The 18,090-nt window shown below is 67.5% G+C and carries 2 protein-coding genes; both read left to right on the top strand.

The features are described 5' to 3' along the window. Positions 1 to 13: 13 nt before the first annotated feature. Positions 14 to 10,402 carry a non-ribosomal peptide synthetase gene (locus tag A5784_RS30630; RefSeq protein WP_064948628.1) on the top strand — a complete coding sequence of 3,463 codons (10,389 nt, stop codon included), beginning with the start codon at positions 14 to 16 and terminating at the stop codon, positions 10,400 to 10,402. Then, complete coding sequence (locus A5784_RS30625; RefSeq protein ID WP_064948627.1) at positions 10,399 to 18,090, top strand: non-ribosomal peptide synthetase; 7,692 nt, start codon at positions 10,399 to 10,401, stop codon at positions 18,088 to 18,090. The genes A5784_RS30630 and A5784_RS30625 overlap by 4 nt, the downstream gene beginning before the upstream one ends.

The following is an 18,090-nucleotide window of genomic DNA, read 5'->3' as shown; positions in this document are numbered from 1 at the left end:
GGGAAGTCGAATAATGGAACAAGACGACGGCGCATTGCCGCTTTCGCGCGGTCAGTTGGATATCTGGCTCTCACATGAAAGCGGCCTCGCGGGTACGGAGTGGCAGCTCGGCCTTTTAGGGCGAATCGACGGATCGGTCGACCGCGAGCTTCTTGAGCGAGCGGTCCGGCAAGCCATGGACGAGGCAGAGCCCGCCAGGGCAGCCTTCTTCGAAGTCGACGGCCAGGTGGTCCAGAAGGCGCTCGATTATTCGGACCTCGATCTTCCGTTCTATGACGTCCGGGATTCCGACGATCCTGTGCAAAAGGTTCGTGAAATTGCGTCGTCGATTCAGCACACGCCCTTGCCTTTGACGGGTCGGCTGGTCAAATTCGCATTGTTCCGCACACAGCCGAATGAATATTATTTGTTCGGACTCGGGCACCATATTTCGGTCGACGGTTTGGGCATGGCGGTGGTCAGTCGCCGAATTGCCACCATTTACTCTGCACTGGTCGCGGGAGAGCCCATTCCCGCGGCCTACTTTGGTTCGCTGAAGGATTTGGTCGACTGCGAGGCGGCATACTCGTCGTCCAGCGAGTACCTGGACGACGAGGCGTACTGGAGCAACAACCTGCCTGCCGAAGGCGGACTCGAGTACGGGCTTCCCACCTCGGCCAGCGCGCACGATGCATACACGCCGTCGGCATCGGTGGAAGTGGATCAGGCAGTCGTCGGCCACATCAAGCAGCTCTCCAAGAACCTGCGGATCCGCCGCTATTCGGTGACGACCGCGGCTGTCGCGCTTTTGGTCCGCGCCTGGTCGACCAACAGTTCTGAGGTGGCCCTCGACTTCCCGGTCAGCCGGCGAGTGACCCCGGAGTCCAAGACGCTGCCCGCCATGCTCGCGGGCGTCGCGCCGCTGGTGCTGAACACTCCGCCGGACTGGACCGTCGGCGAGTTCTGCCGCCACGTCGACATCCGCATTCGGGAACTGTTGCAACACCAGCGCTATCCCGTGCACCTGCTGGAGGCGGGAGGCGGTGTCCGCGGCCCACGGCATGCGTCGAACCGCGTCGCGGTGAACTTCATCCCGGCTCGTCTCACGTTGGACCTCGCCGGCGCCCCCGTGACGGTGTCGTACACCAACCACGGTCCGATGGGCCACTTCGGGCTGTTCTTCATCGGCTCCAGCGACCAGCTGTTCCTCAGCACGGCAGGCGCGGGACAGCCGTTCGCGGATTTCGGAGTCGCCGATCTGGCGCAGCGCATCCAGCGGGTCGTGACGGCGATGGCCGCCGATCCGGACCGCCCGTTGTCCTCACTGGATCTGCTCGGGACCGATGAGCACGACCTGCTCGCGCAGATCGGCCATCAGGGGGCACTCAACGAGCATCTGCCCCACCTGTCGATTCCAGATCTGTTCGACCGCTACGTGAATCGCGCGCCCGACGCGCCTGCGCTGACCTTCGAAGGCCAGACGCTGACCTACCGCGAGCTGGACGAGGCCGCCAATCGGTTGGCGCATGTGCTCAAGACGCGCGGCGCCGGGCCGGGTGAACGGGTCGCGCTGTTGTCGGAGCGGTCGGCCAAGGCCGTGATCGCGATCCTGGCGGTGCTCAAGACCGGGGCGGCCTATGTGCCGATCGATCCCGTTGTCCCCGCGGCTCGCATCGATTTCATCCTCGCCGACGCGGCACCGATCGCCGTGATCACCAGTGCAGGCGCCAGGTCGCGGTTGCACGCGCACGATGTCACCGTCATCGACATCGACGACCCCGCGGCAGCCGACCAACCCGGCACCGCACCGGCCGGGCCTGCGCCCGATGACATCGCGTACATCATCTACACCTCGGGCACCACGGGAACCCCGAAGGGCGTGGCCGTCACCCATCACAACGTGACGCGGCTGATGGCGGCCCTGGAGTCCGGGTTGCCGCATCCGGGTGTCTGGCCGCTGTGCCACTCCCTGGCGTTCGACGCCTCGGTGTGGGAGATCGGCAACGCGCTGCTTCGCGGCGGACGACTCGTGGTCGTGCCGGAAGCGGTTGCCGGCGCGCCAGAAGACTTCCACGCCCTGCTGGTCGCCGAGAAGGTCGACGCGTTCACTCAGACTCCGTCCGCTGTGGCCATGCTGCCGACCGAGGGGCTGCAGTCCTCGGCGCTCGTGGTGGTCGGTGAGGCCTGCCCAGCATCGGTGGTTGAGCGGTGGTCACCGGCCACCCGCGTGATGGTCAACGGCTACGGCCCGACCGAGACCACGATCTGTGTGACGGTCAGCGATCCGTTGACGCCCGGCGCGGCCGTTCCCATCGGCAAGCCGCTCCCCGGGGCCGCACTGTTCGTGCTGGACACCTGGATGCGGCCAGTGCCCACCGGCGTCGTCGGCGAACTGTATGTCGCAGGCGACGGCGTGACGTGCGGCTACCTGGGCCGCTCGGGCCTTACCGCATCCCGCTTCGTGGCGTGCCCGTTCGGTGAGCCCGGCACGCGCATGTATCGGACCGGAGACCTGGTCCGGTGGGGCGGCGACGGACAGCTGGAATACCTGGGCCGCGCCGACGAACAGGTCAAGATCCGCGGCTACCGCATCGAACTCGGCGAGGTCCAAGCCGCGCTGGCCGGCGTCGACGGCGTCGAGAACGCAGTGGTCATCGCCCGCGAGGACCGGCCCGGCGACAAGCGTCTCGTCGGGTACATCACCGGGACAGCCGATCCGGTCGACGTCCGGACCCAACTGGCAGATCGACTGCCGCCATACATGGTGCCCGTCGCCGTCGTGGTGTTGGAGTCCCTGCCGCTGACGGCCAACAACAAGCTGGACACCCGCGCCTTGCCCGCACCGGAATACCAAGGTGCGGCAAGCGATTACCGCGAACCGACCACAGCGGTCGAAGAGGTTTTGGCCGACATCTACGCCCAGGTCCTCGGCCAGGACCGCGTCGGGGTCGACGACCCGTTCTTCGACCTGGGCGGCGACAGCATCCTGTCGATGCAGGTGGTCGCCCGGGCCAGAGCCGCAGGCCTGCAATGCCGGCCGCGGGACATCTTCGTCGAGCAGACCGTGGCCCGGCTGGCTTCGGTCGTGAAGGTCACCGGTGGCGAAGCAGCGGTGGTCGACGAGGGCATCGGTTCGGTGGTGGCCACCCCGATCATGCGATGGCTCAACACCATTGACGGCTCGGTCGACGAGTTCAACCAGACGTTGGTGCTGCAGGCGCCGGCCGGGGTGTCCGAACCGGACGTGGCCGTGGTGCTGCAGGCGCTGCTCGACAGGCATCCCACTCTCCGGATGGTCGCCGCGGACGCGAGGAGCGAATCAAGTACCGCGGACGTGAGGAGCGAATCGAGCACGGCGCGCAGCGAATCGAGCGCCGAGCACACCGGCGGGTGGTCACTGACCGTGCCGGAGACGGCGACGCTCGTCTTGCATTCGGTAGATGCGCTGACCGACGACGCGATCCGCGCCGCGAGGGCGCGGCTGAACCCGGCGACAGGACAGATGCTCAGCGCGCTGTGGATGCCTGACACCGGTCAGTTGGCGCTGGTTGTCCACCACCTGGCGGTCGACGGGGTGTCGTGGCGAATCCTGTTGGAAGACCTCAACATCGCTTGGGCCCAGCATCACAGCGGACAGGCCGTCGAGTTGCCGGCAGGCGGAACGTCCTTCGTCCGATGGTCGGCGCTGCTCGAGGAGTACGCGCGCACCGCGGAGGTGGAGAGCCAGGCCGACGTGTGGCAGCAGGTCCTGACGACGCCGCAGGCGCTGCCCGCGACCACAGACACCCACGCCGAGGCGGGCCGGCTCTCCGTAGAACTGGATCCCGAGACCACGCGGTTGCTGCTCGGCGAGGTTCCCGCGGCGTTTCATGCCGGCGTACAAGACATTCTGCTGATCGCATTCGGGCTGGCCTGGGCCGAGTTCCTCGGCACCGGCACGTCCCCTGTCGGTATCGACGTCGAGGGGCACGGCCGTATCGAAGAGCTGGGCGGCACGGTCGACCGAGACATCGATCTGTCGCGGACGGTCGGTTGGTTCACCACCAAATACCCGGTGTCCCTGGCGGTGGGCGGGGTGTCGTGGCCACAGGTCGCCGGGGGCGAATCAGCGCTCGGCCCGGTGATCAAGGACGGTAAGGAACAGCTGCGGGCACTGCCGGACGGGCTGACCTACGGACTGCTTCGCTACCTCAATCCCGATGTGGAGCTTGCCGGTTCGGATCCCACGATCGGTTTCAACTACCTCGGACGGCTGGGTGCAGGCGCCGGTGATCTCACCGGCGATCTGTGGCGTATCGATTCGGCGAGCCTGCCGATGACGGATGTCGCCGCCGCGGTGCCGATGCCGTTGGCGCACACCGTGGAACTCAACGCCGGAACACTGGACGGCGAGAGTGGGCCGCGCCTGCAGGCCAACTGGACGTGGGCACCGACGGCGATCGACGAAGAACAGGTCGGCCGGCTGAGCCGGTTGTGGTTCGAAGCCCTGGCGGGAATCTGCGCGCATGTACAACACGGTGGCGGCGGGCTCACGCCGTCCGATCTCGCGCCGGCCCGGTTGACGCAGCGGCAGATCGACGAACTGCAGCAGCAGTACCGAATCGCCGACGTGCTGCCGCTGACCCCGCTGCAGCAGGGGTTGCTGTTCCAGGCCAGCTTCCAGGCCGCAGCGGAGGACGCGGGAGCTCCGGGGGACTCCCGCGACGACGTCTATGCCGTTCAACTCGGCATCACGATGGCCGGTGCTCTCGACCCGCAACGCCTGCGCGACGCCGTGCACGCGGTGGTCGAGCGGCACCCGAACCTCGCGCCGCGGTTCTGCGAGGACTTCGGCGAACCCGTGCAGGTCCTTCCGGCTGATCCGGTGATCGCCTGGCAGTACGTCGAACTCGACTCCGACCAGCAGATCGACCGGTTGTGCGCTGCCGAGCGCACCGCTGTGTGCGACCTGGCCGGTCAACCGACGTTCCGGGCGGCGCTGATCCGGACCGGCGACGATGCCAACCGGCTCGTATTGACGCTGCACCACATCGTGATCGACGGATGGTCGCTTCCGGTGCTGCTGCAGGAGATCTTCGCGGCATACTTCGGGCAGCGGTTGCCCGCGCCGACGCCGTACCGCAACTTCGTCAGCTGGCTTGCCACCCAGGATCGCGATGTCGCCCAAGCGACCTGGCGAGAGGTGTTCGACGGCTTCGACACCCCGACCCTCGTCGCGCCGCCGACCCAGGCGGGGCCGCGCGGGGTCCAGTCGCACCGGGTGTCCGCCGAGATCACCCAGGCCCTCGGCGAACTCGCGCGGGCACATCGCACCACGGTCAACACGGTGCTGCAGGCCGCGTGGGCGCAGATGTTGGCATCGCTGACCGGTCAGCACGACGTGGCCTTCGGTGCCGCGGTGTCCGGCCGCCCGGCCGATCTCGCAGGTGCGGAATCGATTGTGGGCCTGCTGATCAACACGGTCCCCGTCCGCGCGACCATCACCGCCACCACCACGGTCGCCGAGCTGCTGGACCAACTGCAGCGCACGCACAACGACACCGTCGAGCACGAGCACCTCTCACTGGCCGAAATCCATCGCGCCGCGGGCCACGACCGGTTGTTCGACACGCTGTTCGTCTACGAGAACTACCCCATCGACACCGGTGCGCTGCTCGGTGTGCAGGACCTGACGGTCACGGATTTCACCAGTCGCGAGTACAACCACTACCCGCTGTCCATGGTGGCGATGCCGGGCCACGAACTCGGTCTGCGCGTCGAGTTCGACACCGAGGTGTTCGACGAGGCGGCTGTCGACATCCTCGTCAAGCGGATGCATCACGTGCTCGAGGCCATGGTCGCCGACCCTGCGCGCCGGGTGTCCTCGATCGACATGCTCGATTCCACCGAGCACGATCAGCTCGACCAGTGGGGCAACCGTGCGGTGCTCGCCCAACCGGTGACAGGTTCGCCGTCGATTCCGGCGCTGTTCACCGAGCAGGCGACGCGTGCGCCGGAAGCCGTCGCGCTGACTTCCACTGGACAGTCGTGGACCTACCGTGAGCTGGACGAGGCATCAAACCGGTTGGCGCACTTGCTGTCCGGTAGGGGAGCCGGCCCGGGCGAGCGGGTGGCACTGCTGCTGCCCCGCACGGCCGAGGCCGTCGTGGCCATCCTTGCGGTGCTCAAGACCGGTGCGGCCTATCTGCCGATCGACCCCGCGCACCCGGACGCCCGCATCGAGTTCACGCTCAACGACGCCGCACCGATCGCAGCCGTCACCACGGCGGACCTGCTCGGCCGGTTGACGGGGCCTGGGTTGCCCGAGATGTCGGTGATCGACGTCAACGACCCCGCAGTCGACGGACAGCCGGCGACGGCGCTGCCTGCTCCGACATCCGACAACATCGCCTACATCATCTACACCTCGGGGACCACCGGTAAACCCAAGGGCGTAGCGGTGACTCACCGCAACGTGACCCGGTTGCTGGAGTCGCTGGACGCCGAGCTGGCACTGGGACAGGTGTGGACGCAATGCCATTCGCTGGCATTCGACTACTCGGTGTGGGAACTCTGGGGCGCGCTGCTCTACGGCGGCCGGTTGCTGATCGTCCCGGACGCGGTCGTCCGCTCACCCGAGGACTTCCATGCCCTGTTGGTCACCGAACAGGTGAGCATGCTGAGTCAGACGCCTTCGGCGTTCTACGCGCTGCAGACCGCCGACAGCCTGCAGCCCGAGCTCGGGCAGCAGCTGAAACTGCAGACCGTGGTGTTCGGCGGGGAAGCGCTTGAGCCGCAACGACTCTCACCGTGGCTGCGCAATCACCCGGGACTGCCGCGGCTCATCAACATGTACGGCATCACCGAGACGACGGTGCACGCCTCGTTCCGCGAGATCGGTGACGGCGACCTCACGAACAGCGTCAGCCCCATCGGTGTTCCGTTGGAGCACTTGGCTTTCTTCGTCCTGGACGGATGGCTGCGTCAGGTCCCGGTCGGTGTGGTCGGCGAGTTGTACGTCGCCGGTACCGGTTTGGCGGCCGGCTACGTCGGCCGGGCGGACCTGTCGTCGACCCGGTTCGTCGCATGCCCGTTCGGGGCGCCCGGTGACCGGATGTACCGCACCGGGGACCTGGTGCAGTGGGGCGCCGACGGGCAACTGCGGTACGTGGGACGTGCCGACAAGCAGGTCAAGATCCGCGGCTATCGCATCGAACTGGGTGAAGTGCACGCTGCGCTGGCCGGTTTGGCCGGGGTCGGTCAGGCGGCCGTCATCGCCCGCGAGGACCGGCCCGGCGACAAGCGCCTAGTCGGTTACGTGACCGAGACGACGCCGGGAACCATCGATCCGGCCGCGGCTCGCGCGACGCTGTCCGACCGTCTCCCGACCTACATGGTGCCGTCCGCGGTGGTGGTGATGGACTCGCTGCCCCTGACCGTGAACGGCAAGCTCGATACCAAGGCGCTGCCCGCACCGGAGTATCAGGACGCCGAGCAGTACCGCGCACCGGTCAACGCCATCGAGGAGATCCTCAGCGGGATCTACGCCCAGGTGCTGGGGGTCGAGCGCGTCGGCGTCGACGACTCGTTCTTCGACCTTGGCGGGGACAGCATTTCGTCGATGCAGGTGGTCGCACGGGCCCGTGCGACAGGCCTGGTCTGCCGGCCACGCGACATCTTCGTCGAGCAGACTGTCAGCAGGCTGGCTCGGGTCGCGACATTCGCCGACAGTGAGACGACCGTCGTCGACGAGGGCACCGGAGCGGTGGTGGCCACCCCGATCATGCGGTGGCTGCACGAACTCGACGGCCCCACCGACCAGTTCAACCAGACCGTGGTGCTGCAGGCCCCGGCCGGCGTCACCGACGCCGACGTCGTCGTGGTGCTGCAGGCCCTGCTCGACCGGCACGGCATGCTGCGGCTGACGAGTGACACGACGGAAACGGGCGAGTGGTCGCTGACCGTCCCCGAAATCGGGTCGGTGGATGCGCGAGCCTGCCTGCACATCGTGGACGCATTGTCCGACGATGCCCTGCAGGCGGCGCGCTCGCGGCTGGACCCGGCCGCCGGGGCCATGCTCACCGCGCTGTGGGTGCCCGAGACCAGGCGCTTGGCGTTGATGGTCCACCATCTGGCCGTCGATGCGGTGTCGTGGCGAATCCTGTTGGAAGACTTGAACATCGCCTGGGCGCAGCACCGCAGCGGTCAGGATGTGGCACTGCCGGGCGGGGGAACCTCGTTCGCTCGCTGGGCGCGAGTCCTCGATGCCCACGCCCGCGCCGACGCGGTCGTGAGCACTGCCGACACCTGGCGACAGGTCACGGCTACCCCGGCCGCGTTGCCCGCCGTGCAGCCCGCGGTGGACACCTACGCGAACGCCGGGCAGTTGTCGCTGGAGTTGGATGACGCGACCACTCAGCAGCTGCTGACCGAGGTGCCCGCGGCGTTTCACGCGGGCGTGCAAGACATCCTGTTGATCGCGTTCGGGTTGGCGGTTACCGAGTTCCTCGGTACCGGTGACGCGCCGGTCGGTGTGGACGTCGAGGGACACGGCCGGGTCGAGGAGATCGGGCCGGGCGCCGACTCACACATCGACCTGTCGCGCACGGTCGGCTGGTTCACCACCAAGTACCCCGTCTCGTTGGCCGTCGGCGGAATGACCTGGGAGCAGGTCAGTTCCGGCGACACCGCGCTCGGGCCGGTCATCAAGGCCGCCAAGGAGCAACTGCGCGCGCTTCCGGACGGCCTGACCTACGGCCTGTTGCGGTACCTGAATCCGGACGTGGATCTCGGCGGATCCGATCCGGCCCTCGGATTCAACTACCTCGGGCGCCTCGGGGCCGGTGCCGCGGACCTTTCCGACGAGCTGTGGCAGATCGACCAGGATGCCGTGGCAGTGACCGCGGCAGCCACGGCGGTCCCGACGCCGCTGGGCCACACGGTCGAGCTCAACGCCGGAATTCTGGACGGCGGCAACGGCATCGACGAGGGCCCGCGCCTGCACGCGACCTGGACCTGGGCGTTGTCAGCGCTGGACCACGCGCAGGTCACCCGGTTGAGCCAGCTGTGGTTCGACGCGTTGGCCGGGATCTGCGCGCACGTGCGCCTCGGTGGTGGCGGGTTGACGCCCTCCGATGTCGCTCCCGCACGACTGGACCAGCAGCAGATCGACGAACTGCAGCAGCGCTTCGACATTGCCGATGTGCTGCCGCTGACACCGCTGCAGCAGGGACTGCTGTTCCACACGGGTGCCGCGCAAGGCCATGAGGATCTGTACTCGGTTCAGCTGGACATCAGCATGACGGGCTCCGTCGATCCCGACCGCATGCGCGATGCCGTGCATGACGTGCTGAGGCGCCGCCCGAACGTGGTCGCCCGGTTCTTCGAGGATTTCGGGGAGCCCGTCCAACTGCTGTCGGCTGAGCCCGAACTCGCCTGGCAATACGTCGAATTGGCCGAGACCGCCGACATCGACGGGCAGATCGCCCGGCTGTCCGCCGCGGAGCGCGCGGCGGTGTGCGATCTGGCGAACAAGCCACCGTTCCGGGCCGCGCTGATCCGCACCGCGGTCGACCGCTACCGGTTCGTGCTCACCAACCACCACATCGTGCTCGACGGTTGGTCGAAACCGATCCTGCTGCAGGAGATCTTCGCCGGCTACTTCGGCGCAAGGTTGCCTGCCCCGGTGCCGTACCGGAGGTTCGTCACCTGGCTGTCCGACCAGGACAACACGGCGGCCAGGGAGGCTTGGCGCCGCGTGTTCGCCGGGTTCGATACGCCGACGCTGATCGGTCCTCCCGGCCGGCTGTCACTCGGACGGCGCGGCGTCGAGTCCTTCCAGGTTGATGCCGAGACCACCAAGGCCCTCGGCGATCTGGCGCGGTCCTGCCACACCACTGTCAGCACCGTGCTGCAGGCTGCGTGGGCCCAGTTGCTGATGTGGCTGACAGGCCAGCACGATGTCGCTTTCGGCACAGCGGTTTCGGGGCGGCCGGCCGACCTGGCGGGTGCCGACTCGATGGTGGGCCTGCTGATCAACACGGTGCCCGTGCGGGCGACGATCACACCGGCGACCACCATCGCCAGCCTGCTCGACCAATTGCAGGGGGCGTACACCGACACCCTGGAACATCAGCACCTCGCCTTGGCCGAGGTGCACCGCGCGACTGGCCATGACCAGCTGTTCGACACGGTTTTCGTCTACGAGAACTACCCGATCGACACGGCTGCCTTGCTGGGCGTGCACGAATTGGCCATCACTGACTTCGCCAATCGCGAATACAACCACTACCCGCTTTCGGTGCAAGCCGTTCCGGGCCATGAATTGGGTCTTCGCGTCGAATTTGACACTGACGTCTTCGACGCGGCCCGCATCGGCAGGTTGGTGAACCGGTTACGACGGGTACTGGTGGCCATGACCGCAGAGACGAGGGAGCAGTCATGAGCATCGACTCCAGCCGCACGTTGTTGTCGTTCGATCTACTCGACGACGGTGAGCACGATCAACTCGACGAATGGGGCAACCGGGCCGTGCTCACCGGGCCCGCGCGCACACCGGTGTCGATTCCGACCCTGTTCTCCCGTCAGGCCGTTCGCGCGCCGCAGGCGGTTGCTCTGGTCAGCGGTGACCGGTCGTGGACCTATCGCGAGCTGAACGAGGCCACCAATCGGCTGGCGCACCTGCTGGCCGAGCACGGCGCAGGCCCAGGCGAATCCGTTGCGCTGCTGCTGCCGCGTTCGGGCCAGGCCATCGTGGCCATCCTTGCGGTGCTCAAGACGGGCGCCGCGTATCTGCCGATCGACCCCGCGCATCCCGATGCCCGCATCGAGTTCATGATGTCGGATGCGATGCCGGTGGCGGCGTTGACCACCGCGGATCTGCGGACGCGCCTGGACGGCACCGACGTGCCGGTGCTCGACATCGAGGATCCCGCCGTCGACAGCCGGCCGAGCACCGCGCTGCCCGGTCCGAAACCCGACGACCTGGCGTACATGACCTACACGTCGGGCACCACCGGTGTCCCGAAAGCGGTTGCGGTCACCCATAACAACGTGACGCAGCTGGTCGACGGACTGCACGCAGACCTGCCTTCGGGCCCCGGTCAGGTGTGGTCCCAATGGCATTCGCTGGTCTTCGATGTATCGGTCTGGGAAATCTGGGGCGCGCTGCTGCGCGGCGGCCGCCTGGTGGTGGTACCCGAATCGATCGCGAGCTCACCAGAGGATCTGCACAAGCTCCTGGTCTCCGAAAAGGTGACGGTGCTCTGCCAAACTCCTTCGGCGGCGGGCATGTTGTCGCCGGAGCACCTGGATTCGACGACCTTGGTGGTGGCCGGTGAGGCCTGCCCGACCGAACTGGTCGACCGGTGGGCGACACCCGGGCGGGTGATGATCAACGCCTACGGCCCGACCGAGGCGACGATCTACGCGGCGATGAGCAAACCGCTCAAGGCGGGATCGGGGGTGGCCCCGATCGGGTCGCCGGTGCCCGGCGCGGCGCTGTTCGTGCTCGACCAGTGGCTGCGCCCCGCGCCCGAGGGCGTGGTCGGCGAGCTGTACGTGGCGGGAACCGGTGTGGCGACGGGGTATTCGCGTCGTCCCGGGTTGACCGCGTCCCGATTCATGGCCTGCCCGTTCGGCAAGCCGGGCGACCGGATGTACCGCACCGGTGACCTGGTCCGCTGGGGCGACGACGGGCAATTGCAGTACCTGGGTCGCTCAGACGAACAGGTCAAGATCCGCGGGTACCGCATCGAACTCGGCGAGGTACAGGCCGCCCTGGCCCGGCTCGACGGTGTGGATCAGGCCGTCGTGATCGCGCGGGAAGACCGTCCCGGTGACAAGCGCCTCGTCGGATACATCACCGGCTCCGCCGATCCCACTGCGCTGCGGGCAGAACTGGCCCAACGCCTGCCGACCTACATGGTGCCTGCCGCCATCGTGACCATCGAGTCGATTCCGTTGACCGTCAATGGAAAACTCGACAAGCGGGCGCTGCCTGCCCCTGAGTACCGCAGCAACGGCAGCGACTACCGGGCCCCGTCGACCCCCGTCGAGGAGATTCTCGCCGAGATCTACGCCCAGGTGCTCGGACAGCAGCGCGTCGGCGTCGACGATTCGTTCTTCGACCTGGGCGGCGACAGCATCCTGTCGATGCAGGTGGTGGCCCGAGCCCGCGCAGCCGGTGTGTCGTGCCGCCCGCGGGACATCTTCGTCGAGCAGACCGTGAGCAGGTTGGCCCAGGTATCGGCCTTCACCGATGCCGAATCGGCCGTGGTCGACGACGGTCTCGGCCCGGTGGTCGCCACCCCGATCATGCGGTGGCTGCAGACCGTGCAGGGCCCGGTCGACCAGTTCAACCAGACCTTGGTGCTGCAGGCCCCGGACGGGGTCACCGAAGCCGACGTGCTCGTCGTGCTGCAGGCTCTACTGGACCGGCACGCCACGTTGCGCCTGAAGGCGCCGATCGTGGACGGCGACTGGTCACTGCTGGTTCCCGAACAAGGTGCGGTCGACGCGCGCTCGTGCCTGAGCACCCTCGACGCGCTGTCCGACGACGCATTGATCGCGGCGCGGTCCCGGTTGAACCCGGCGACCGGGGCGATGGTCAGCGCGGTGTGGGCCCCGCAGGAGCGGCAGCTGGTGCTGATGATCCATCACCTCGCTGTCGACGGGGTGTCGTGGCGAATTCTCTTGGAAGACCTGAACATTGCGTGGGCGCAGCATCACAGCGGCCAGCAGGTCGAATTGCCATCGGGCGGTACGTCGTTCGCGCGGTGGACGGCGCTGCTGGCCGACCATGCGCGGGAGCACGCTGTGGTGGAGCTCGCCGACAGGTGGCGTCGCGTGGCGCAGACACCAGCCGCGTTGCCCGCCGTCCAGCCGGACGTTGACACCTATGCCAACGCCGGGCAACTGTCGGTGTCGCTCGACCCCGACACCACGAAGCAGCTGCTCGCCGAGGTGCCCGCGGCGTTCCACGCAGGCGTGCAAGACATTCTGCTGATCGCGTTCGGGCTGGCCTGGGCGCAATACCTGGGGACGGGCGCCGCACCGATCGGTATCGACGTCGAGGGCCACGGCCGGGTTGAAGACCTCGCTTCCGATGTCGATCTGTCCCGCACCGTGGGCTGGTTCACCACCAAGTACCCGGTGGCGCTCGCGGTCGGCGAGCTGTCCTGGGAGCAGGTGACCGCGGGTGAGGCTGCGCTGGGCCCGATCATCAAGTCCGCCAAGGAACAATTGCGTGCGCTGCCCGACGGCGTCACCTATGGCCTGCTGCGGTACCTGAACCCCGACGTGGACCTCGACGGGCTGGACCCGACCATCGGGTTCAACTACCTCGGACGCCTCGGCGCAGGTGCGGGTGATCTGTCCGACGAGCTGTGGCGTATCGACCAGGACGCGTTGACGCTGACGGGCGCAGCCTCCTCGGTGGCGATGCCGTTGATGCACACCGTCGAACTCAACGCGGGCACTGTGGATTCCGATTCCGGGCCACAGCTGCAGGCGGGTTGGACCTGGGCGCCCTCGGCCATGGACCGGGCGCAGGCCGACCGACTGAGCCGGCTGTGGTTCGAAGCCCTGAAGGGCATCTGCGCGCATGTGCGAAACGGCGGCGGCGGGTTCACGCCGTCCGATCTCGCCCCGGCGCGGTTGAGCCAGGCGCAGATCGACGATCTGGCAGAACGACACACCATCGCCGATGTGCTGCCGCTGACCCCGGTGCAGGAAGGCCTGCTCTTCCACTCGACCATCGCGCGGGGCACCGAGAACGATGTCTACGCAGTGCAGTTGGACATCACCGTGACCGGCGTGCTCGATCAGCACCGGCTGCGAGACGCCGTGCATGCGGTCGTCGCGCGCCACCCGAACCTCGCGGCCCGGTTCTGCGAACTGGCCGACGAGGCGGTGCAGATCATCCCGGCCGACCCGGTGATCGCCTGGCGGTATCTGGACCTGCGGGGCGACGACCTCACCCCGGACGACGAGATCGACCGCTTGTGCACCGCCGAGCGCGCCGCGGTGTGCGATCTGGTGGAACGGCCGACGTTCCGCGCCACGTTGATCCGGACCTCGGGCAATCAGCACCGCTTCGTGCTGACCTTCCACCACATCGTGATCGACGGGTGGTCACTGCCGATCCTGCTGCAGGAGATCTTCGCCGGTTACTTCGGGCATCGGTTGCCCGCTGCGCCGTCGTACCGCAACTTCGTCAGCTGGCTGAGCCGGCAGGATCGGGATGCCGCCCGGGCGGCGTGGCGCGAGGTGTTGGACGGGTTCACCACGCCCACCCTGGTCGCACCGCCGAGCCACGGCGGGCCGCGCGGCGTCGAGTCGTACCGGCTGTCCGCCGAAACCACGAAATCCCTTGGCGAACTGGCGCGTTCATGCCACACGACCGTGAACACGGTGCTGCAGGCGGCGTGGGCTCAGCTGCTCATGGCCCTGACGGGCCAGCGCGACGTGGCCTTCGGCACCGCGGTATCCGGCCGGCCTGCGGAGTTGGCAGGCTCCGAGTCCATCGTGGGTCTGATGATCAACACCGTGCCGGTGCGGGCGCGTACCACCGCGACCACCACCGTCGCGGATCTGCTCGACCAGTTGCAGCGCCACCACAACGACACCATCGAGCACGAGCACTTGGCGCTCAACGAGATTCATCACGTCGCAGGCCACGAGCAACTGTTCGACACGCTGTTCCTGTATGAGAGCTATCCGATCGACACCAGTGCCTTCGCGGGTGTTCACGAGCTGGCGGTCACCGAGTTCAACAACCGCGAGTACAACCACTACCCGCTGTCGGTGATGGCCCTGCCGGGTCACGAACTCGGCCTGCGCGTCGAGTTCGACGCCGATGCGTTCGACGTGGCCACCATCGAAGCGCTCGTCGAGCGGTTCCAGCGGGTGCTGGAGACCATGACGGCCGATCCGACTCGGCGGCTGTCATCGATGGACGTGGTCGAACCGGGTGAACGCGACGTCATCGACACGTGGGGCAACCGGGCGCTGTTGTCGCAGCCGGTGACGGCGGCGAAGTCGATTCCGGAGCGGTTCTCCGAGCAGGTGGCCCGTGACCCGGGGGCCATCGCGGTGACGTTCGACGGTCGCTCTCTGAGCTACGGCGAACTCGACGAGGATGCCAACCGGTTGGCGAACCTGCTGGCGGTCTACGGCGCGGGCCCGGGGGAGTCGGTGGCCCTGTTGGTGCCGCGGTCCGACGAAGCGATCGTCGCGATCCTGGCGGTGCTCAAGACCGGCGCGGCGTATCTGCCGATCGACCCGTCGGTGCCGACCTCGCGGTTGGAGTTCATGCTCGCCGACGCCAAGCCGATCGCCGCGGTCACGACCGCGGATCTGCGTCCGCGGCTGGAGAATTCCGATGTGCTGGTCGTCGAGGTCGACGATCCCGATGATCCTGCGACCACGATCTACCCGAGCACCACGCTGCTGCCGCCTGCGCCCGACGACATCGCCTACACGATCTACACGTCGGGGACCACGGGCGTGCCCAAAGGCGTTGCCATCACGCACAGCAACGTCACCCAGGTGTTGGAGAAGTTGCACCCCGACATGCCCGCAGGCCCAGGGCAGGTCTGGTCGCAATGGCATTCGCTGGTCTTCGACGTCTCGGTGTGGGAGATCTGGGGTGCGCTGCTGCACGGTTCGCGGTTGGTGATCGTGCCCGAACACGTCGCGGGCGCGCCGGACGACCTGCACAAGCTGTTGATTGCAGAACAGGTCACGGTGCTCTACCAGACTCCTTCCGCGGTCGGCATGTTGTCGCCGGAAGGTCTGGAGAACACGGCGTTGGTCGTGGCCGGTGAAGCCTGCCCGACGGAGGTCGTGGACCGGTGGGCGACCGGGCGGGTGATGCTCAACGCTTATGGCCCGACCGAGGCGACGATCTACGCGGCGATCAGCGCTCCGCTCAAGAAATCCTCGGGACCGGTCGTACCGATCGGTTCACCGGTGCCGACCGGTGCCACGTTCGTGCTCGACGAGTGGCTGCGGCCCGTACCGGCCGGCGTGGTCGGCGAGCTGTATCTGGCAGGCCGGGGCTTGGGCCTCGGGTATGTGAACCGGGCCGGGTTGTCGGCGTCGCGGTTCGTGGCATGCCCGTTCGGCAGGCCCGGGGAGCGGATGTACCGCACCGGTGACCTCGTCCAATGGGGCCCCGACGGGCAGCTGCAGTACCTGGGCCGCGCCGACGAGCAGGTCAAGATTCGCGGGTACCGCATCGAACTCGGCGAGATCCAGGCTGCGCTCGCGGACCTGGACGGTGTCGAACAGGCGGCGGTGATCGCACGGGAAGACCGTCCCGGCGACAAGCGACTGGTCGGTTATGTCACCGGCTCCGCGGACCCGGTCGAGCTGCGTGGCGCGTTGGCTCAGCGCCTGCCCGCCTACATGATCCCGGCGGCCATCGTGGTGGTGCCTGCGCTGCCCTTGACCGTCAACGGCAAGCTCGATCGTCGTGCCCTGCCTGCCCCTGAATACCGCAGCGCCGCAGGCACCTACCGGGCGCCGGCGAACCCCGTCGAGGAAACCATCGCAGGCATCTACGCCCACGTGTTGGGGGTGGACCGGGTCGGCGTCGAAGACTCGTTCTTCGACCTCGGTGGCGACTCGATCTCCGCGATGCGGGTGACCGCGGCGATCAACACTGCCCTCGACGCGCAACTCGCGGTCCGAACCCTGTTCGAGGCACCGACGGTGCGGATGCTGAGCCACCAACTCGACAACGCCGTCGAATCGGATGCGTCGCCGGGTCTCGGCGGGGTCAGCTTCTCGTCCGTGCACGGCGGTACCGATATCGGTGAGGTCCACGCGCGGGATCTGACGCTGAACAAGTTCATCGACAGCACCACGTTGAGGACAGCTCCGACGCTGCCGCGGCCGGACGGGCACGTGCAGACCGTGCTGCTGACCGGGGCCACCGGATTCCTGGGACGGTATCTGCTGCTGGACTGGCTCAAGCGGCTGCGACGTGTCGATGACACCGTGATCTGCCTGGTGCGGGGCAAGTCCGACGAGGATGCGCGCCGCCGCCTCGAGGCGACCTTCGACACCGATCCCGTCCTGCGCAAGCACTTCCAGGAACTGGCGGCCGAGCGCCTGCTGGTCATCGCCGGAGACAAGGGCGAACCGAATCTCGGGCTGGACGAGCAGCGATGGCATGAGCTGGCCGAACGTGTCGACCTGATCGTCGACTCCGCAGCGTTCGTCAACAGCGTGCTCCCGTACTGGGAGTTGTTCGGGCCCAACGTCATCGGTACCGCCGAACTGATCAGATTCGCGCTCACCACCAAGCTCAAGCCGTACACCTTCGTGTCCACGTCGGATGTCGGACGTCAGATCGAACCCTCGATGTTCACCGAAGACGCCGACATCCGGCAGATCAGCGCCACTCGCACCGTCGACGCCAGCTACGCCAACGGCTACGGCAACAGCAAGTGGGCGGGCGAGGTGCTGCTGCGCGAAGCCCACGACCTGTGTGGACTTCCCGTTGCGGTGTTCCGTTCCGGCATGATCATGGCCGAGCCGGCCTACGCGGGCCAGCTCAACGTGTCGGACACGGTGACCCGGATGGTGCTGAGCATCGTGGCGACCGGTTTGGCGCCCGAGTCGTTCTATCAACTCGGCGACGGCGGCACGCGGCAGCGGGCCCACTTCGACGGTCTGCCCGTCGATTTCGTCGCGGAAGCGATCATCACGCTGGGCTGGCAGGTGGCCCGGTCGGCGTCCGCGCAGTTCGAGACGTACCACGTGATGAACCCACACGACGACGGCATCGGCATCGACACCTACGTCGACTGGCTCGTCGAGGCCGGGTATCCGATCGAGCGGGTCGCCGACTTCGGGGAGTGGTTGCAGCGGTTCGAAGACGGCCTGCGCGCGTTGCCGGAACAGCAGCGGCAGAGCTCGGTGCTGCAGATGCTGACGGTGCTGCGGCAGCACACCGACGATCTGCAGCCACCGGCGCCGACCCGCGGCTCGTATGCGCCGGCGGACCGCTTCCACGAAGCGGTGCGTGCGGCGAATATCGGTAAGGCAAACGACATTCCGCACGTCTCGGCACCGGTGATCGTCAAGTACGTCACCGATCTGCAGCGACTCGGATTGCTCTGA

It is taken from the genome of Mycobacterium sp. 852013-50091_SCH5140682 (genome assembly GCF_001665685.1).
In the GTDB taxonomy this organism is placed as follows: Bacteria; Actinomycetota; Actinomycetes; order Mycobacteriales; family Mycobacteriaceae; genus Mycobacterium.
Note: the sequence above shows the minus strand (reverse complement) of the source record. Positions and strands in the feature narration are given on the sequence as shown.